The sequence below is a fragment of the Spirosoma gilvum genome (genome assembly GCF_054776815.1).
Window position 1 is genome coordinate 34,554 of record NZ_BAAHBH010000010.1, and the last position, 18,415, is coordinate 52,968.

At 47.3% G+C, this 18,415-nt stretch carries 17 protein-coding genes; 8 read left to right on the forward strand and 9 right to left on the reverse strand.

Annotated elements, in window-relative coordinates; all coding sequences use genetic code 11:
- Window positions 1-283 precede the first annotated feature (283 nt).
- Window positions 284-1,006 (reverse strand): LytR/AlgR family response regulator transcription factor, encoded by a 723-nt coding sequence (locus tag ACYVFD_RS24350; RefSeq protein ID WP_461093112.1) that lies wholly within the window; start codon window positions 1,004-1,006, stop codon window positions 284-286.
- Complete coding sequence (locus tag ACYVFD_RS24355) at window positions 975-2,015, reverse strand: sensor histidine kinase (RefSeq protein WP_461093113.1); 1,041 nt, start codon at window positions 2,013-2,015, stop codon at window positions 975-977. Before ACYVFD_RS24355 ends, ACYVFD_RS24350 begins: the two co-directional genes overlap by 32 nt.
- 239 nt (window positions 2,016-2,254) lie before the next feature.
- On the opposite strand from ACYVFD_RS24355, the gene ACYVFD_RS24360 reads away from it, so the two are divergent.
- Both ACYVFD_RS24360 and ACYVFD_RS24365 read left to right on the forward strand, forming a co-directional pair.
- Window positions 2,255-3,208 carry an ABC transporter ATP-binding protein gene (locus ACYVFD_RS24360; protein WP_461093114.1) on the forward strand — a complete coding sequence of 318 codons (954 nt, stop codon included), beginning with the start codon at window positions 2,255-2,257 and terminating at the stop codon, window positions 3,206-3,208.
- Complete coding sequence (locus ACYVFD_RS24365) at window positions 3,205-6,798, forward strand: ABC transporter permease/M1 family aminopeptidase (RefSeq protein ID WP_461093115.1); 3,594 nt, start codon at window positions 3,205-3,207, stop codon at window positions 6,796-6,798. The genes ACYVFD_RS24360 and ACYVFD_RS24365 overlap by 4 nt, the downstream gene beginning before the upstream one ends.
- 188 nt (window positions 6,799-6,986) lie before the next feature.
- On the opposite strand, the gene ACYVFD_RS24370 is transcribed toward ACYVFD_RS24365, so the two are convergent.
- Entirely contained in the window at window positions 6,987-7,124 is a 138-nt protein-coding gene (locus ACYVFD_RS24370) for a hypothetical protein (protein WP_461093116.1), read from the reverse strand.
- Between the two features lie 26 nt (window positions 7,125-7,150).
- Window positions 7,151-7,312 (reverse strand): hypothetical protein, encoded by a 162-nt coding sequence (locus ACYVFD_RS24375; RefSeq protein ID WP_461093117.1) that lies wholly within the window; start codon window positions 7,310-7,312, stop codon window positions 7,151-7,153.
- A 135-nt stretch (window positions 7,313-7,447) separates the two neighbouring features.
- Here ACYVFD_RS24375 and ACYVFD_RS24380 point away from each other — a divergent pair, with 135 nt between their 5' ends.
- The 3 genes from ACYVFD_RS24380 to ACYVFD_RS24390 are packed head-to-tail and all read left to right on the forward strand — an operon-like array spanning window position 7,448 to window position 9,654.
- Window positions 7,448-7,987, forward strand: a complete 540-nt coding sequence (locus ACYVFD_RS24380; protein ID WP_461093118.1) for a hypothetical protein — start codon at window positions 7,448-7,450, stop codon at window positions 7,985-7,987.
- 37 nt (window positions 7,988-8,024) lie between these two features.
- On the forward strand, window positions 8,025-9,335 hold the full coding sequence (locus tag ACYVFD_RS24385) for an amidohydrolase family protein (protein WP_461093119.1): 1,311 nt from the start codon (window positions 8,025-8,027) through the stop codon (window positions 9,333-9,335).
- Between the two features lie 37 nt (window positions 9,336-9,372).
- Window positions 9,373-9,654, forward strand: coding sequence for a hypothetical protein (locus ACYVFD_RS24390; protein ID WP_461093120.1), 282 nt, complete (start codon window positions 9,373-9,375; stop codon window positions 9,652-9,654).
- Between the two features lie 209 nt (window positions 9,655-9,863).
- Here the strand turns inward: ACYVFD_RS24390 and ACYVFD_RS24395 are convergent, their stop codons facing one another.
- Window positions 9,864-10,736, reverse strand: coding sequence for a hypothetical protein (locus ACYVFD_RS24395; protein ID WP_461093121.1), 873 nt, complete (start codon window positions 10,734-10,736; stop codon window positions 9,864-9,866).
- Between the two features lie 701 nt (window positions 10,737-11,437).
- Between ACYVFD_RS24395 and ACYVFD_RS24400 the strand changes: the two genes are divergently transcribed.
- Window positions 11,438-11,824 (forward strand): DUF983 domain-containing protein, encoded by a 387-nt coding sequence (locus ACYVFD_RS24400; protein ID WP_461093122.1) that lies wholly within the window; start codon window positions 11,438-11,440, stop codon window positions 11,822-11,824.
- A 164-nt stretch (window positions 11,825-11,988) separates the two neighbouring features.
- Entirely contained in the window at window positions 11,989-13,230 is a 1,242-nt protein-coding gene (locus tag ACYVFD_RS24405) for an MFS transporter (RefSeq protein ID WP_461093123.1), read from the forward strand.
- Window positions 13,231-13,605: 375 nt separating this feature from the next.
- Here the strand turns inward: ACYVFD_RS24405 and ACYVFD_RS24410 are convergent, their stop codons facing one another.
- The 4 genes from ACYVFD_RS24410 to ACYVFD_RS24425 all read right to left on the reverse strand — a co-directional run bounded on the left by ACYVFD_RS24410 (window position 13,606) and on the right by ACYVFD_RS24425 (window position 17,278).
- A complete protein-coding gene (locus ACYVFD_RS24410; RefSeq protein ID WP_461093124.1) occupies window positions 13,606-14,025 on the reverse strand; it encodes an LIC_13387 family protein in 420 nt (139 codons plus the stop codon).
- A 286-nt stretch (window positions 14,026-14,311) separates the two neighbouring features.
- Window positions 14,312-15,346, reverse strand: coding sequence for a ligand-binding sensor domain-containing protein (locus tag ACYVFD_RS24415; protein WP_461093125.1), 1,035 nt, complete (start codon window positions 15,344-15,346; stop codon window positions 14,312-14,314).
- 256 nt (window positions 15,347-15,602) lie between these two features.
- A complete protein-coding gene (locus ACYVFD_RS24420; protein ID WP_461093126.1) occupies window positions 15,603-16,640 on the reverse strand; it encodes an alpha/beta hydrolase family protein in 1,038 nt (345 codons plus the stop codon).
- A gap of 68 nt (window positions 16,641-16,708) precedes the next feature.
- On the reverse strand, window positions 16,709-17,278 hold the full coding sequence (locus ACYVFD_RS24425; protein WP_461093127.1) for a Crp/Fnr family transcriptional regulator: 570 nt from the start codon (window positions 17,276-17,278) through the stop codon (window positions 16,709-16,711).
- Between the two features lie 312 nt (window positions 17,279-17,590).
- Here ACYVFD_RS24425 and ACYVFD_RS24430 point away from each other — a divergent pair, with 312 nt between their 5' ends.
- A complete protein-coding gene (locus tag ACYVFD_RS24430; RefSeq protein ID WP_461093128.1) occupies window positions 17,591-18,394 on the forward strand; it encodes a CPBP family intramembrane glutamic endopeptidase in 804 nt (267 codons plus the stop codon).
- Window positions 18,395-18,415: the final 21 nt, after the last annotated feature.

Sequence of the window (18,415 nt, forward strand, 5' to 3'; positions counted from 1 at the left end):
GAGCCAAACCAAACACTACCGATGTCAATAAAACTTCCCTTAACCTATTCCAGTATTTCAAGCCAAGCGTAACCCGCGACAAATGACTTCCTCATACAAGTTGGTAACACAATTGATGCCGTACCGATAAACGTATACTTTATAGATCAATTTTTGTCCCTTCGTAGCCACACTATTTACGAGACGGTGAAAAATTAAAAATAGAAATGGCTTAGATACGGTTGCTGCATCTTCCAGATGGGCGTTTGGGATATGGACAATTACCCCAATTTACTACGATAGATTACTGTAATCCTTTCAGTAGCTTATAAAAAGGCTCGGCATAAGTATCACTGATGGGAATGAGTTGGTCGCCAATCTGAATCCTGTTTTTTTCGATATGGTCAATTTTGTCGATAGCGACCAGGAACGACTTGTGCACACGGACAAAATCGGGGGCAGGTAGCAACTCTTCCAGTTTGGCAAAGCTTAACAGTGTCATAATCTTCTCCTCCCTGGTATGAATCCGTAAATAATCTTTCATCCCCTCCACGAAGAGAATATCTTGGGTAGCTATTTTCTGGATGCGGTGACCAACTTTTAAAAAAATATACGCTGGTTCATGCCTGGGATCAGCTTTATCTTCCGGCTTTTGCTGTCGGAGGCTTTGCTCCTGATACAGCCGTAAAACGGCTTTATAAAACCGCTCAAACGTAAAAGGTTTTAACAGGTAATCCTTCACCTCCAACTCATACGCCTTCAGCGCATACTGATCATAGGCAGTCGTTAGGATAATCATGGGTTTGGGATTCAACATTGGAATGAAGCTCAGCCCATCCAGGTCGGGCATGTTGATGTCCAGAAACAGCAGGTCGGGGCCGACTTCCGCTAATTGACTAGCTGCCTCCAGGGGGCTCATATAGGACCCTTTTAACTCCAGGAAAGGGACTTTTCGGATGTATTCTTCCAGGATTTCCTGGGCCAGGTACTCGTCCTCAATGATTGAGCAGGTGAGCTTTGGGTTCATGGGCCTGTACAGGTAAACCGTGGATGATAAGCGTGACCGTAAACGTATCTCCGGTGTTCTGAATGGAGAGCGTATGCTGGTCAGGATAGAGTAACGACAGCCTTTTGCGGACATTGGGCAACCCGATGCCACCGGGCCCTTCCAGCGGAGTAGCCAACCGGTTTCCGATTGGATTCTGTACGTTGAAGGTCAGACTTTCTTCCATAATAGCCACGCTTACTTTCAGATCGCCGGGTTCCAGGCGGGCGGGGCTGTGCTTGTACGCGTTTTCCAGCAGGTGAATGAACAGCAAGGGAGCAACGTAGCAGGATTCTGTCTCCCCCTCGATTTGTAGATCGACCACTGGATTACTCTTGTAGCGGAGCTGCTGCAAACTCACATAATCCCGCAAATAGTCCATCTCTCTCGCCAGCGGAACCGTGGCCGCATTGGACTCATAAAGCATATAGCGCATCAACGAGGCTAGTTGCATGACAGCCTCCGGTGCAGCGGGTGCCTGTTTATAAACCAGCGTGTGGATATTATTCAGGGTATTGAACAAAAAGTGTGGGTTGATCTGCGATTTTAAGGCCTGCAGTTCAGCTTCCACGGCCTGTTTCTCCAGTTGCTCTTTCTGAATGGTATTGAGTACCAGATTCTCGATGACCCTGGCCAGCCAACTCAGGAAGAGAAAGATAGGTACAGTAGAGACCAGGTGTATTCGATAGTACTCCAGGAAAAGTGACCCCGTATCCAGCGCTTTGTGGTGGAAGGCTAAAAAAGGAACAGGTCCGGTTAGCACAATTCCCGCCAGGAAGAGAAAATAGTGCCCTCTTTTTTTCTTACCGGTATAGCGGGCCAAGAGATAAAAATGACTGTAAAAAACGTAGCAACAGGTCGCTATAAAGCCCGTGGTTGTGCTAAGCCGGTGAGTATCACCTTCACCCCCCAGCTGCACGACGATCAGAAAGGTGAATAACACCCAAAGGGAGAGGTGAATCAGCCGAAAGATTTTTTTGATTCGCTCCATAGAACAAAGTTCTTTTTTTCTTCCAAACCCAAATCATTTTCTCGACCAGATGTCCATTCCACTCTACGAGTGGTGAGGTGGAATCGACCAGTGATTTGGCAGAAGCAAAGGCCTTTTTGGTCGATTCCTTTTCCGCATTCGTATATCGCGTTTCGCTTTCCGATTCGCTGCCCATTGCTTCGTACTAAACTAGCGAAAGAAAGCATCGATCAAGGTGCTTCACCTCCTTCATTTAACTGATGAACTCAAGCCAATCCGATCAACTGGAAAACCAACCGTTGGGTCTATCTATTCGCAATGTCTCTAAGACGTATGCGAATGGCCGGGCGGCCGGTACCGTTCAGGCTTTACAAAATGTATCTCTGGACATTCCACCGGGCATGTTTGGGCTGCTAGGGCCGAACGGCGCGGGTAAATCAACCCTTATGCGTACGCTTGCTACGTTGCAGGAGCCCGATGAAGGGCAACTGTTTTTAGGAGACATCGATATAGTGAACCAGAAGGAAGCGGTGCGCCAGACGCTGGGTTACCTGCCCCAGGAGTTCGGCGTTTACCCCAAATCCAGTGCCGAGGACCTACTGAACTACTTCGCAGTGCTCAAAGGAATTACGGCCCGGGCGGTGCGACAAGAAACCGTCGAGGCCTTACTCAAACGAACCAATCTGTGGGACAAGCGCAAGCAGAAATTGGGTGGCTATTCCGGCGGTATGCGGCAACGCTTTGGAGTGGCTGTGGCCTTACTGGGCAATCCCAAGCTGCTCATCGTCGACGAGCCAACGGCGGGTCTTGACCCCGCTGAGCGCGTTCGCTTCCTCAATCTACTCAGCGAATTAGGCGAGTCCAGCATCGTCATTCTGTCCACCCACATCGTGGAAGATGTCTCGGAGCTGTGCACCAACATGGCCATCATCAATAAGGGCCAAATTCTGCTGGAAGCAAAGCCACTGGAGGCCGTGGCCGCTCTCAGGGGCAGCATCTGGCGTAAACTGACCGATAAACAGGCCCTGCCTACGCTGGAGCAGGAGTACCCGGTCATTTCAGCTAAACTGCTCAGTGGCCGCACCCAGGTGCATGTGTACAGCCGGGAGATGCCTGGTAACGATTTTGAAGCGGTAGAGCCGGATCTGGAGGATGTGTATTTTAGTACCCTGGCCGGCCATATTGGCAACCACAACCGAGAGTTCGCACGATGAAACGCTGGACGATCTTTCGCTTTGAGTTCGCCTATCTCACCCGGCGCATCACTACCTGGCTCAATGGAGCCTTACTTCTCCTGTTTACCCTTGTGATGAAACTCCTCATCACACCGGGCGACGGCGTATACCCCAACAATACCTTCCACATCACTGCTATTACGGTCATTGGTGGCTTTATCTGGCTCGTCATCGGAGCGGCCATCGCGGGAGAAGCAGCCGCCCGGGACGTGAACATGCGGATGCATCCGCTTACCTATACAACGCCTGTTACCAGGCTGGATTACCTGGGTGGACGATTTTTGGCCGCCTTTGCGGTGAATGCTCTGTTGATACTTGCGTTGCCGCTCGGTGTGCTGCTTTCCTTCTACGTGCCGGGTTTGGATCAGGAGGAATTATTACCATTTAGGCCATGGGCTTATCTTAGCGTCTACCTCTTAATCGCCTTACCCAATACGTTTATCGCTACAGCGATCCAATTCAGCCTGGCCTCTCTTAGTCACCGGGTAATGGCAGGTTATCTGGCCAGCCTGCTCTTGGCTCTGGTGGCTCAGGTGATCGCCCTAGCGGTGGCAACGCTTTTGGGAAACTGGGACCTGGTAAAATTACTGGATCCGGTAGGGGTAGCCGGTATTGTAGGGGGGGAACTGCAAACCTGGACGCCAACCGATAAAAATATGCGGCTCGTGACGCTGCAGGGTATGTTTCTTTGGAATCGTGTCTTGTGGCTGAGTGTCGCTATTGTGTCTTTAGGGGTCACCTACGTTCGCTTCAAGTTTGCCGATGTTGTCTCCAATAGCGAGTGGAGTCGCTTTACCCAACGGCCTTCCCGACAGGCCGAAATGACAACTGAACGCTCAAGCGTAAGCACAACCGCCAGTATCCAGCCGACGATTCAGCAACCGTTTGACTTAGCGGTCTATGTTCGTCAGACGCTCACGATTGCCTTGAGATCGTTTACCAAAATAGCCCGGCACCCGTTAGGACTTACCCTGGTTGGGGCTATTGCGGTGGCCTCCGCTGTATTCGCCAGCCAAATCTTGACGCAGTTTGAGATACCGCTGTTGCCAACAACTCCGCAGGTGTTAGCCTACCTGTGCCCACGTGTCAGTAACCTGGGTACCCCGTGGGTTGTTATTCCGCTTCTCAGCCTGTATTTCATGGGCGAGCTGGTCTGGCAGGAGCGGGATGCTGGTCTCAGTGATCTGTCGGATGTCGCACCGGTACCGGAATGGGTTTTCCTGACCGGTAAATTTATGGGATTCGGTCTTATCCTCATGGCCTGGATGGCCCTGTTGATGGCAGCGGGTATAGCGATGCAGCTGGGCCTGGACTACGATACGCTTGAGATAGGCCTATACCTAAAGACGCTCTTTGGCCTTCAGCTCATCGACTATCTGCTCTTTGCCCTGCTGGCCCTGGTGGTACACCTCGTAGTGAATCAAAAATATATCAGTTATCTGGTGATGGTCGTGATTTTTAGCTTCATGGCCTTTCCTTCCCTGGTTAAGGTCGAGCACAACCTGCTCATTTATGGCGCCGATCCGGGCTGGTACTACACCGATATGCGTGGCTTCGGCCCTACTCTTGGGCCGTGGCTGTGGTTTAAAGGCTATTGGGTCGGCTGGGCGTTACTGCTTGCTGTAGGGGCGAGATTGCTTTGGCCACGGGGTAGAGAACAACGGCTGTACGAGCGTCTTCAGCAAGCCAAGCGTCATTTTACCCGTTCAACAACCTGGGTTGCTCTACTCGCTTTAGGCCTAATTCTCTCCTCGGGGAGCTTCATTTTCTATAATACGAATGGGCTGAACGAGTACCGCAGCAGCTCCGATATTATTGAACGAAAGGCTGAATACGAACGGCGGTACGGGAAGTATAGAGATACCCCCCAACCCCAACTTAAGGGGATAAAACTGCACGTGGCGATCTATCCCGAACAGCAGCAGGTCGACATCCGGGCCGCGTATACACTGGTGAATAACCATTCAGTATCAATTGACTCTATTCATATTGGGAGTGTTTCGGGCCTAGCGCCAACTGAGGTAACATTCAATCGGCCCGCTGCCCCCGTTCGGATCGACCATGAACTGAGTCACCACATTTATGCCCTGAAGCAACCCCTACGGCCTGGCGATTCGCTACGCGTACACTTTGTCGTACACTATCAGCAGCAGGGATTCAGCAATAGCTCCGCCAACCCATTAGTGGTCAAGAATGGCACCTACTTCACCAATTACGACCTGATGCCCGCCATTGGCTACCAACACTACCGGGAGTTTACGGATGCGGTCCTTCGGAAAAAATATAAACTTGTGGCACGCTCTGCTATCCCATCGCTTTATGATGTTGATGCCCGTAAAAAGCCATTGAGTACCGATCAGGCGACCTTCGAGACCCTTGTCAGTACGGTAGAAGGTGAGGTAGCCGTTGCACCGGGTGCTTTGCTTCGAACCTGGACAAAAGGCGATAGGTGCTACTTTCATTACAAAACTGATGCGCCGATCGGGGGGGAGTATGCCATCTTATCCGGGCGGTATGCGCGGGTGGAAAACCAATGGAACGATGTTCAAATTAGGCTTTACTATCATCCAGGCCATGCCCTCAATATAGACCGGAAGCTTCGGAGCGTAAAGGCATCAATGGCCTATTATACGGAGCAGTTTGGTCCCTACCCGTACCGGCATTTCACGCTCGTAGAGCGGGCGGGTAACGGAGGGGGCGGCAGTGCGGATGCCAGCATTATCTATTATGGCGAACAATATGCGCTGCTGCATCCCGATGATGCTCCTACTGGTTTTGACCTGCCTTATTATATTTTGGCACATGAAGTGGCACATCAGTGGTGGGGCATTACCCGATTAACCCCGGCCTACGTGGCAGGATCCGGCGTGCTGATCGAGGGCCTTGCCGTCTTTTCCGGTATGCAGGTCCTGGAAAAGAGCTATGGGCAGGGGCATTTACAGCGATACGTTAGCTATCTGCATTCGGCTTATGAACAGCCTCGTTCCCTGGCAACCGCGTCTTTACTGGAGGCCAATGAAGACTTTTTATACTATCGAAAGGGTGGGCTTGCCCTGTATGCCCTAAGTAAATATATCGGGAAAGAAACTGTGAATGGCGCGCTTCGAAACCTGCTTCAAAAGCATCATTCCGGAGAGTTACCGATGCCGACGACCCTTGATCTTTATAAAGAGCTACAAACGGTTACCCCTGACTCCTTACACTACCTGTTGACCGATCTGTTTAAGCAGAACACGTATTGGCGTCTCAAAACGGAGCGAATGGCAGCAAAACAAACAAAAGCTGGTACTTGGCAGGTAATCATGAATGTGCAGGCTCAAAAGGTAGTAATTGATAACGCTGGTATTGAACATGACGTGCCGATGAATGATTGGCTGGAAGTGGGCCTGTATGCGAAGAGCAATGGGGTAGACCAGCCGCTTTACCTTCAGATGCACCGCATCCGGTCTGGTAAACAGACTATACAAGTGACCGTGCCCCGAAAGCCCCAACGTGGCGGTATTGATCCTAATTTTCTGATGATTGATCTGAGAATTGACGATAATATAATGCAACTGGAAGGAGAATAAAGTGGGCTTTAAGGCGTATTTAGAAGCATTTGTTGCTCTAGCGAGTTGTACGCCGAATAGAACTGCCGTCCATGCTGCACCTTGTTGTCGATTTCCCAACCTTAATTGAAAATACTAACACGATTCCATGAAAGGATTGACGTATGGGGCATCTGCCCGACTCATATTCTGTTCAGACTGGTGCAACCTCAGAGTAGTTCGGAACTGCTTACCCACATACTGGCGGCCCCGATTCGAATGGATGATACGCCTTTGCCCAGTTGGTTATGACCAATAGCCTGCTGTAAAGCCTTATGTATCAGATCTTCCTGCCTGTTGTTATCCAACTCCAACTACTACGTTTACGACTGTATTAGTCCATCCGGCCCGCCAGATACCCCCATTCGCCATTGGCTAGGGGCAAGTAAGTGATGTCGCCAACTAAAACTTCACCGGCACAAGTGGGCAAAGGCCGATCCAATAACAAGTTAGGCGAGCCCGGACCAGCATGGCGACTATCGGTTATGTTAAGCACGTAGACTGTCCGTCAAACCCGGACCAACTCAGGCTTTAAAAATGGGGCGTTTTAGGAAACGGCCATCCACAAGTAGTTCGCTTGATGGTTCGTACTTTAGCTAGCATGCAATAGATTATATTACAGCATTCCGCCATGATTTTGAAAATAGTCATAGCCGTTTCGATAGTCCTCTGCTCAGCCTGTTCGAGAAGCTATCCTGTCAAAGCTTCCTTAGGACGATCCGCTTGGTTTGCTTCCGGTACGCCTACTACCAAAAAGGACCTTTGTTTACAGGAGCGGTTTAATTTGTTCCTCAAAACTGATTTACCTTATCCAGGAACCGCTAAAAAGCGTTCTAAAAAAGTGACAGGGTGCCAGGGGGATTGCTCGTCTACCCAAATCCTGACTTTCACAGACATACCGCTCAAACAGGGGTATTATGATCTATCAAAGCCTGATCTTTGTTCGTTCGAAAAGGTAGGGGCTCAGGGGAAATATCTCGTTTTGGGAACGTCTGAAGCGACCACACAGGCCTATCAAAAAGCGACCGGTTGGATTGAAATTACCCGCTACGATCCAAGCACTGGTCTTTTGGAAGGCAAGTTTGATCTAAGCTTACTGGATAGTACCGGACGAGCGGCCCCTGTCCATCTGAGTAAAGGAACAATGAAGGTACTGGTACATAGAAATTAACTCAACGTTACATATACGCACTCACTCAACAAGGTCCATGCTATTGAAACTATCCAGGCTTCTTAGAGCAATTGTCGTTCTCGTATTAGTTGCTACAACCGTCAACGCCCAAATTAAGCCATCAAACGTAATCTTGATTAGAGCAGGCAAATTATACGATAGTAACAAACGTGAATTTGTGAAAAATCAAGAAATAGTAATTCAAAATGGTTTCATTAGCCAGGTTGGTAAAAAACTTTCAATTCCTAAAGGTACTCCAGTCATTGATTTGAGTCAGCATACTGTCACACCTGGCTTAATAGATGCCCATACTCACCTCTTATTGAGCCAGAAGCAAGATAAAACGGGCCTTGAAGATGCGTCTAAAAAGCCTGTAAAAGAACGGATTAGAGAGGGGCTTCGATTTGCAAAGCAAAATTTAGAAGCTGGTATTACCACAGTTCGGGACCTGGGCAATTCAGGTCAATATCTTGATGTTCGTCTACAAAAAATACTGATGACTAACAAAGAACTTGGACCCACTATGTACGTGTCTGGTCCAATATTAAGTCCTCCAGGTGGTCAGTTCAACAAGCTCTTTCCAGCCGATAGTTTTGTAATAAATCAGGAATACAGAGTAATCAAAGGAGCCGATGATGCACGGGCGGCTGTGTTGGATCACTTGGCCCACGGGGTTAACGTGATCAAAGTTTGCATGAACACAGATAACAGGGTATTGTCTCCCGAAGAAATCCGATCCATTGTTTTAACGGCTCACGCCAACAAGATTCCTGTAACCGCTCATGCTACCTACGATGAATCCGCACGAGATGCGATTATAGCTGGTGTTGATGGGATTGAACACGGTTATAGTCTATCGGATAGCACCTTAACCCTGATGGCTCAAAGAAACGTCTATTTAGTACCAACCGATGTATCAGCCCAACAGGGTAGATTGCTGGTAGCCGGTGTTGGCATGAAAGGCAAAGAAGCTGAAGACTATCTACAGAGTAACCTGAAGGCTTTTCGTGATCGCTTACAACGGGCGGTCAAAAAAGGGGTAATGATCGTTTCAGGATCGGATTATTACAACGATATCAAAGACATTGAACGGGGAAAAGGTGCAGTAAATGTCTTACTGGCTTACAAAGAAGCTGGTTTACCCGTGGTTGATGTGCTTCGTTTTGCTACCTATAACGCAGCTAAGGCGTTGGGACTATCAGCCAGTGTAGGTGAAATCAGGAAAGGCCTGAGAGCTAACTTAGTAGCTTTCGGTGGTGATTTGGAGGGGAATTTTGATCAGTCGTTATTTGACGTCAAAGCGGTGTTTCATGAAGGTAAATTGGTCTTCCAACAGCTTGAGAAATAGTTAATTTCTACTAGGATATGGCCCTGGAAACCCGGACATGGAACAACAAGCTTCTGTCGAGGATGTTCAGACTAATTATGGATTGATCAAAGCCGAATCTATACGAGTTATCACCGCCGAGTTTCGTAACTGGAAAGAAGAGTTTGTTATCCGGGATTTTGACCTTGAGTTTACGCCTGTCTCTATAGCTACTGCCGAAATCGTGGAAGGCCAACAGGTGAAATGGGAGATCGCTTACGAGTCTCCACATGATCTTGACCACATCTTTACTGTTAATTTTGAGGATTGGCAGGCAATCAGTGTTCGGATTGACGGTTAGTCCCCCTTTGTGTGTTTGAACTTCCAAGTGACAAAGAAACCGACACCACTGTCACCCCCGACAAACCCAACCGCTTCATGATGTTACCCCAACCTGGTTCAACCATTGATGCCTGGCTAGAAAGTAGGCAGTTTTTTGTATTATCGTTTCGAGTCATAAAAAAACTCCCCGCATAAGCAGGGAGCTTGAAGAGGCCAGGTAAGCCGATTTTACAATTTATAGATACTCACATCATACGCCAGCGGATAGATGTAGGTCAGGGTTTTGCCCGCTGTTTTTCGGGTTTCCGTCTTTGAGGTCACCATGCCATCACTATTCAGTACGTAATTATATGTTACGTCTTCAATAACACTATTGGTCGCCTGGTCATAGAGTTGAAATGAGGTCATTAACTTGCTGGAAAACTTGCCGAAAATGGGCAGGAACGGATCAATCTGATCGTACATGGTCAGCCAGCTTGGGTTCAAATGGTTCTTATCGGCTGCGCCCAGAAACTGATACGTCATGACCTGTTTCTTCCCGTTTATCGATATGTCGATCTTCTTCAGGTTACTGCTGGCGTCGTACTCGAAGGTGTAGACCTGATTGCCCGTTCCAGTAATGGTCTTTAACTGGCCTGTCGCATTGTACAGGTAATCGTACACCTGTTGTGATACGTTGTTTCCCAGGTTGTCGTATTTATTGACAAACGACTTCTGAGCTCGGCCTTTGGCATCAAACAGAATCAGCGTCTTCTGCCACAGTTTAATTCCGTTTCGCAACTGAACCGTCATCCCTGAACCGTTGGAGGCCCGGATATATTCCCAGTAATAGTTTGGATCAGCCGTCGACTGTAGTTTGGTAATATCGCCATTGGCATCATAGGAAAGCTGCCAGTCACCGTGCTTGATCAGCGTGTACTTCTTGAAAACAGAGATAAGATCGCTACTAGCTGTTGGTGGCGTTGAATTGTCAGGGCGGGTCTGCACAGAACCATTTCCGGGTTGAACTGAATCTAACAGGCTGTCTTTAGAACAAGATACTAAGCTCATGATCAGAGCGGTGCCCACTAGGGCGATGGTACTTTTTACGAATGTGTTCATTGTTGTTGTTAATAATTGTTGTTTGAATCGTCGGAGCGATTGAACACCACAAAATTATTGGAGCACGCAGGAGTCGGACCAGCACCAATCAATACTGAGTAGCTTTCAGCAAATAACTGTCGGGATAAACTAACTAGCAGGTAGCCACTAAACGGCTAAATTCATTAGCGTTAGTCAGCTATGAGCTTGGGCCTGTCACGTCGGTGGAGCTGGCCAGAAAATCTCGGGGAGACATTCCGGTTACCTTCCGGAAAACTCTATTGAAGGTGGCTTTTGGATTAAAGCCACCGTCCAACGCTAGTCCAAAAAACGGTACGGGGGTGAACCACCTTACTCAGACGCTCTATGATGAGCTACCTCATTTTAAGCCTTATTTTCCCGCACCGATCCCAGCCTGTTTTGGGCCGTACAGCAACACATGACCCAAATCATGACCGAAATTATTGACGGTAGTATTCAAGTGTAGGATGAGCTACAGCGCTCCGAAGCCGGTAGCCAGGCCGTCTATTCATCCAACGCGCCTGCCTTGAAAAACCCATAACGCTATTCCAGCACGGGGAAGTTGCCTAACTGAGACAAACAAACTACCCGCCCAATGGGTAATCCTGACTGATTAGTTTACCTACTCGTCCTGCTCTGGTTCGACTAGCTGGTTTGAGGTATCAGGATTAGTTAAGATAATGCATTTTACAAATCATACGATGGGAAAAGGGACCAAACTCTACAGCATCCTCTTCAATAAATGCCCCCGTTGTCAGCTAGGAAGCTTCTTTGCCGTCAACAACCCCTATAACCTCAGGCTGTTTGCGCAGATGAACCTCCATTGTGCGTGTTGTGGCGAACGCTTTGAGCGGGAGCCCGGCTATTATACGGGCGCTCTTTACGTCAGTTATGGGTACTATACGGGCCTGATTGTGAGTTGCTTTTTGGTTTTTGAGATATTCCTGGATTGGGAGCTGGTCTATTTTTTGACCCTACTGATCAGCTTGATTATCGGCTTAACGCCGGTCGTATTCCGGCTGGCTCGATTAACCTGGATCAACTTTTTCATTCACTATGATGCCCCTAAGCCGACTCAGTGTGGCTGATCGGGTCTATACTGAGATACGGTTCGTTTCCAGCTAAATGGGGGTAGTAGTAAGTAGTTACCTTGAGCGAGTAACATCTACCGGTCCTTAGTTGACCTCAAGCTTTTTTAGACCGAAAATATAAATGACAATCATTTTTTGAAGACACCTGAATACCGCCCGAAATGCTTAAAAAACACCCTTTATTCTTAATTTTCGCGATTACTTTCTTCGATATAATTGCCGGAAATGGCTTAGGTGCTTTACTTGCCGACTATGTAATTAATTTACCCGCCAAACCTGTTCTGCTGACGGCCGGCACAGCTCTGATGCTGGCCATTCAACTAGCTTTTTCACCGGCCGTTGGCCAATGGTCCGACAAACGAGGCCGACGGCCAGCCGCCATGGCCACCACTATCGCTTCTGTGCTGTCGACGCTCTTGTTGTTGCCTCTGCAAACCTGGGGCTATGTGGTTAACCGATGCTTTAAAGGGGCTACCAACGGGCTTTATTCGGTGATGCGTTCGTCAATGGCCGATCTGATGCAGAAAGATGAATTGATTCGGTATTCAGGGATACTGAGTTTTATCGTCGGGGCGGGTCCGGTTATTGGGCCGATGGGAGCGGGCTGGCTGATGCTGGTCTACAGTGGTGGTAGGGTGAGTCCCCTGCCCACTGTTCTGCTCTTGCTGGGGGTAGGGCTTCTAAACATTGGCCTGGCATTTCTCTTTAGGGAAACAAACCCCAAAAAAGAGCCGGTTGAACTCAAAGAGTTAACCCAAAAAGCGACCAATTCCCTAAAGGTTGTCTCCCTGTGGAAGCAACTCGCCGATGCCGACAAGGAGTTGCCAGGTATAAAGTCGGTTTTTATCCTCAATATGATCGCTACTTTAGGCATGGGTTACTACGCCTATTTCGTGGCGTTCCTAACCGAAAGTGATCTGATGATGACCCCACGGGAGACGGCCCGGTTCTTTCTTTACTTTGGCGCGCTGGCTTTACTGGCCAACGTTGTCTTTTTCACATTCATCGCACACCGGGTCAACAAACGAAAGGTGATTCTCTTTCTGGCGCTGCTTAGTGTTGGACTACAGGTAGTCTACTGCTTTTCGGAGTCTTCGGTAACCTTGTTTTACGTCGTGACGGGTGTAGATGCGCTGACTGTCTCGATCATGACCGGGCTCACCGGTAGTCTACTCTCCATCATGATTAAGGAAGGCGGTGGCCAGGGTGAAATGTTTGGTAACATTCAGGCCCTGGGCGGACTAGCCAGCTTTGTGTCGGCCTCAGTGAATAGCCTGCTTTCGGGGGTGAGTGCACTGGCCCCGTTCATCTTTTGTGGCCTTAGTATGGCGGCTGTTGCCATCTGGGCGATGCGCTTGCCCGAGGAAGCCAAAAAATTCACGGATCGAAAGACCTTTGCTTGATCCTAATAGGCCAGCCATAATCTGCTTCCAGGCATTAAGATGGCTTTTTACAAAGCCGGTTGTGAAAACGTCACCAATACTTTAATGAAAAGAAGTATCAATATTTAGTGGCATAATGTATAAAGATGGAGAGCGATTAATGAGGGTCAATCGGCCTACTTCTCTAAACCAGCTGCAATGCGTAAGCTCGCTGAACATCTTACCAGTACTACCCCGCTATAATAGCCTGTAGACAAGCAATCACAGATGAACCACTCTTCGAATAGTGGCTAAACTGTGAATTACAGGAGTGAATACCTATGAATGGGGGGCAATACGAAGTATCACTAAACGCTCATATAGATCATCTAAGCAGACTGTTCGTCCAGCAATGAATTAATCGTTGACCAAGGTTAAAACAGAAGAAGCAACGAAGAAAATCAGGGCCAGTGATAAACCCATCAGGGGAATACTAAACCAGTATCTTTTGGCCAACCATACGTAAACGCCAATCGCAAGCAGTGTAATAATGAAAAATATTGGATCGGATTGAAGCTGGTCAAAGTAGCGAAGCGCTAAATAGAAATTAAGCAGTCCCAAAAATAACAGCCCGCTACTGTGACTGGCATTAAAGCCAAGCCATGCCTTCCACATAGTCATGTCCGGGCTCAGTATAGGCGAAGACACTTCCATCTGGTGAATCATCGTCTGATTTGTTGACGAAAAGGCAGTTGAAAAAAATGTATAATACAGGTGAATACTTCCTAAACTAGCGATGATCATCGAGCCAGTCATCCAAAGGTATTTTGATAGCATAGTTTTTAGGTTTGACCAATCATGTTTTTTAAATCATAGGGCCCGCCTTGGGCACATAACTCAATTGGTCTATTGGTTTAGAATTGACAATTTACGGTTTAAATTATTTGATGAACCACTTCCTGAGCTAATTACCATTTGTCCTTATGGTCAATCGATTTACTACATTAAGGTAGCAGCTATATCTATTGTAGTGGTTGATAGTCTCTTCAAACGCTTCCAACTGAGACGATGAGAAATTTGAGTATCTCTAATTCGGTCGTTTTAGGAAACAGCGATACATTTTTTAGTTAATCGCTTTCTTCTTAAAGTCGGTAATGGTCTTTCCATCATACCGATACACCCCACCTGAGCCGAACCAAATACTGCCATCAGTAGCCTTTAAAATCCCAAAAAGCATGGTTTTCGCATCTTCAGAGTCTAATTCTACTTCGGTTACCGTGGGATTTTTGTTGGATAACGTTTCGCCATCATACCGGAAAAGGGACCAACCCCAGTTGGTTAGTGAACTCGTCCAGATGTTGCCCTTTTTATCTTCGTAGACATACGCAACACCACGCTCGGTGAAATTGGCAAAGGTACTGCCGTCATAACGCCAAAGCCCATACGGACTTCCCAGCCAGACATTGCCTTTTTTATCTTCGATGATCGTACGAACATTGATAAACGGGGTGCCCTCATGAGTTAGAACGGTAAATGTTTTTCCATCATAGAGGTAGGCATGGCCCCTTGTAGCAAACCAGAATTTCCCGGTTTTATCTTCAATAATCGAATTAACATCATTATTATCCTTAAGGAAGCCTCTTTCGTCTGTTGTTAAATGTAGACCTTCAGTTATCGTATAAGTTCGAAAGGATTTCCCGTCGTAACGGCTGGCTCCACCTCCAGTACCGAACCAAATAGTACCGGCTTTATCTTCGTAAATATCAAAAACCTCATTACTGGCTAGCCCCTGTTTGGTGGTAAACTGTTGAAAGGATTTTCCATCGTAATAATAAACCCCTTCGCCAACGGTACTAAACCAAAAATTTCCATTTCGATCTTCTAACACCGAAAAAAAATGGGCTGAACTTACTTGGCTGGTCACATTGGTAAACGATTTTCCATCATATCGAAAAACACCACCAAATGTTGCTATCCAAATATTACCCTTTCGATCTTGCTTAATGGTACGGGTGATATGGCTAGGTCCATAGGCTGTACTTACCAGTTTGGATTCGGCCTTGATTGTGTCTTTTGGCAGGCCAGTTTTATCGAGTGCTTTACTGGACGAGTATACAGCAACCAGCAAAACCAAGGCAAATAGGGGTACATACTTCATCCGTATTTCTTTTAATGGGCCAAGGGAAGTACCAAACCAAGCAGGTTTGGTACTTCCCTTTGTTAAGCGCTTGTTAATGAGTGCTAAAGGAGGATAAAGGCAGCGTTTACTAATTGCTGGGTATTTTTGTCCGCTGTCTTATAGTAACGCTCCCTAAACTGAGATATAAAGACTTTGTATATCTGCTTCATAATGGGTGCAGTTAGCGAAAAAGATTTTGGGTGCTGGTTATATAAACACTACTACACATCTGTCTTTAGTCGTTAGCAAGCCTTTTTCGGAAAAATTGTCCCGCTAAATGAATTACTTCACCATGAACTTGGTGACGGTCGACGCTATCATCATCTAAAAAATAGAGAGGGTCCGACTTCTTGACTTCATCAATCGCTTCATTGAGCATCACATAGTGACCAACCTTACCTTCAAATTCATAATACTCAGATCCTGAAATGAGCGCATGGTAATGCCGAGCGTTCGTTTGTACCGGTGCCATTCGATCGCTATGAGAGCCAATTATATAGAGCGGTCTACCAATAGCTTTCAGTTGATGTTTCCCTTGAAAACCCTGACCAAGGGCAGGACAAATAGCCATAAAGGCACTGATTCGATTATCCTGTAGCACAGGTAGCTGCTGAATTGCTGCTTTCAGGGAGGGATCATCCAGATAATTCGCTACGCCAGGAAGTTCGGGAATATTGATCTCCTGATGGCCCGTCGTTTTATAATAGTTAAGCAGGGCATTGTAATCCAACATCGCCCCGGCAAGGGCAATAACGGTATAGCCTCCAAACGAGAAACCAGCTGCACCGATGCGTCGCGTATCAATCACGGAACTAAAAGGCGTGTTCTTCAGCAAAGCGGTCAAGGCAAAACTAATGTCGAGCGGACGCTCCCAAGGTTTGAGAAATTCCAGGGGTACCTTATTGTCATATGTATTACCCCAATGGTCAACGGCGGCCACCATAAAACCCTCTCGAACTAGCCCCTGCGCCAACCACTCTAGCGTCAAGCGGCCTCCTCCGGTACCATGAGATAACAGAATCAGCGGCATTTTGTGGGTGGGCAACTGTCCGTTACGCACGGTTGGCTGACGGATGAAGGGAGAAAACCCCTTATCCTTTACTGTTAAGGTGTCCTGGGTTGGATACCATACTTCCGTTACGATCGGACGATGACGGCTTTCGTCCATGAACGAAAAGGTTTGTTGACCGATCTGGGTAATGGGTTGGTAACGGGCCTGGATTATTTGCGGCACTAACAGGCAATAAAAGACAATGAATCGTAATGTGTACATGGCTGAGTCGGCTTGTTGTTACAAAACAAGCAGCAGCGTAGCGGAAATAAATTGACAAAAGTCAATATCTATCGTTTTGCCTTTAATCGGCTCAAGGTCTCTTGCGAAATACCCAGATAATCAGCGATGATTTTAGCTGGCAGTCGTTGTATGAGTGTTGGATTGGTCTGTAGGAGGGTGTTATAGCGAGCCTTAGCATCAAAGGAAATAAAGCTTTCTATGCGTTGAATAGCTTCAATGTAATCAAGCTCGAGCCCGATTCGATCCATGGTTTCCCAAGCGGGTATACGCTGATAAAGCGCCTGTCGATCCTCATAACTAAGCATGAGCAGCTCCGAGGGCTCCGGACTTTGTACCCAGGCCAGGGAAGGCTGGCGGAGAATGAAGCTGGGGAAAGCGGTTCCGAAACGGCCTTCCATGACTAAAAAACGGGTCGATTCGTTGCCATGATCGTCGGTTAAAAACACGCGCAGACACCCCTTTACTACAAAATAAACGTAATGAGCCACGTTGCCTTTAGCGACCAGGATTTCATTACGTTTCGTCACTTTAGATTTGAAGCACCCTTCAACAATTGTTTGCTGTTCGGCTGAGAGGGTAATTTTTTCAGTAAGAAAAGTTTGCAAGGCAGGATGCATGATAGTTGATCGAGGAGAGGTTGGTTTACAGCCTCCCCATTTGAGTGCAATTGTTTATAGTCCAGAAGTGGTATCCTGTCATCAGCCACTTCATTATGTTTAAAAGGGTTTATAGCCGATGGCTACTTATCTCGTAAAAGGCTTCCGGCTGAGACGAATGAACCACCAGGCGTCTTCTTCATAGTTAGGGTGCTTTAAGAGTTGGGGACATACCATTCTACCAATTATCCTTTAATTATGCCATTTAGGTAGTATGCTTTACATAGTACTATGTTATTGACATATCTTGGCATACTCAAATAAATAGCCAAGATGGTAAATCATTCGTCTATCTCCCCACAGAAGCCTATTCTTACCTTACTTCGTGTTTTACTTTTTTACAGTCTCAGCGTTGGTATATTACTCGTTACGTCCCGGCTGACCAAGAGTCTACCCACGACGGCTGCCGATTTGCTTTCAATCGCCCTGGCTTCCATGTTGACCTTCCTGCTAGTAGCAGGATTTACAAAATGGCAAAAACTCCGCTTAGCGGATGTAGGCGTTATCCCCGGCAATCAGACTACCAAACGATTCGTAATAGGGTATGTCATGGGAGTTTCGATGGCTGTGATGCAAGCATTACTTGTACTACTTTTTGGTCATCTCCGGCTTGTTTTCAATCCACACATGGCAGGGGTGGAGATTGGGGTTTCGGCTTTGCTCTATTTGTTAGTGGCCTGCCGGGAAGAACTGGCTTTTCGTGCTTATGCATTAAGAAGTCTAAATTACTCCATGACTTCAACCATAGCCTTATTGATCGTCGTAATCATCTTCATTGGGGAACACTTACTGGCGGGTATGAGCTGGACAACGGCAGTAATAGGTTCAGGATTGGGCGGGATTTTATTTGGCATATCCGCCCTTAAAACTCGTGGGTTAGCCTTGCCGATAGGGCTTCATAGTGCCTGGAATTTCGGTCAATGGATGATGGGATTCAAAAATAAAAGTGGTATCTGGGAAGCCGTTGTAGACAAAGGCTATGAAGCCCAAACGGAAACGATTGGTTTAGCGGCTTTTTCGTTGGTTATGATACTGGCCATTCTAGCCGTTTCGTCATTTTACAATGAAGCTGTTTAAACTTTTAAAGGAAATTCAAAA

Excerpts from the sequence above, each read along its gene's own strand:
- ACYVFD_RS24420 (WP_461093126.1), bottom strand. The coding sequence starts at position 16,640 with ATGTACACATTACGATTCATTGTCTTTTATTGCCTGTTAGTGCCGCAA.
- ACYVFD_RS24395 (WP_461093121.1), bottom strand. The coding sequence starts at position 10,736 with ATGAACACATTCGTAAAAAGTACCATCGCCCTAGTGGGCACCGCTCTG.
- ACYVFD_RS24365 (WP_461093115.1), top strand. The coding sequence starts at position 3,205 with ATGAAACGCTGGACGATCTTTCGCTTTGAGTTCGCCTATCTCACCCGG.
- ACYVFD_RS24355 (WP_461093113.1), bottom strand. The coding sequence starts at position 2,015 with ATGGAGCGAATCAAAAAAATCTTTCGGCTGATTCACCTCTCCCTTTGG.
- ACYVFD_RS24360 (WP_461093114.1), top strand. The coding sequence starts at position 2,255 with ATGAACTCAAGCCAATCCGATCAACTGGAAAACCAACCGTTGGGTCTA.
- ACYVFD_RS24400 (WP_461093122.1), top strand. The coding sequence starts at position 11,438 with ATGGGAAAAGGGACCAAACTCTACAGCATCCTCTTCAATAAATGCCCC.
- ACYVFD_RS24415 (WP_461093125.1), bottom strand. The coding sequence starts at position 15,346 with ATGAAGTATGTACCCCTATTTGCCTTGGTTTTGCTGGTTGCTGTATAC.
- ACYVFD_RS24380 (WP_461093118.1), top strand. The coding sequence starts at position 7,448 with ATGATTTTGAAAATAGTCATAGCCGTTTCGATAGTCCTCTGCTCAGCC.
- ACYVFD_RS24425 (WP_461093127.1), bottom strand. The coding sequence starts at position 17,278 with ATGCATCCTGCCTTGCAAACTTTTCTTACTGAAAAAATTACCCTCTCA.
- ACYVFD_RS24390 (WP_461093120.1), top strand. The coding sequence starts at position 9,373 with ATGGAACAACAAGCTTCTGTCGAGGATGTTCAGACTAATTATGGATTG.
- ACYVFD_RS24410 (WP_461093124.1), bottom strand. The coding sequence starts at position 14,025 with ATGCTATCAAAATACCTTTGGATGACTGGCTCGATGATCATCGCTAGT.
- ACYVFD_RS24405 (WP_461093123.1), top strand. The coding sequence starts at position 11,989 with ATGCTTAAAAAACACCCTTTATTCTTAATTTTCGCGATTACTTTCTTC.
- ACYVFD_RS24430 (WP_461093128.1), top strand. The coding sequence starts at position 17,591 with ATGGTAAATCATTCGTCTATCTCCCCACAGAAGCCTATTCTTACCTTA.
- ACYVFD_RS24385 (WP_461093119.1), top strand. The coding sequence starts at position 8,025 with ATGCTATTGAAACTATCCAGGCTTCTTAGAGCAATTGTCGTTCTCGTA.
- ACYVFD_RS24350 (WP_461093112.1), bottom strand. The coding sequence starts at position 1,006 with ATGAACCCAAAGCTCACCTGCTCAATCATTGAGGACGAGTACCTGGCC.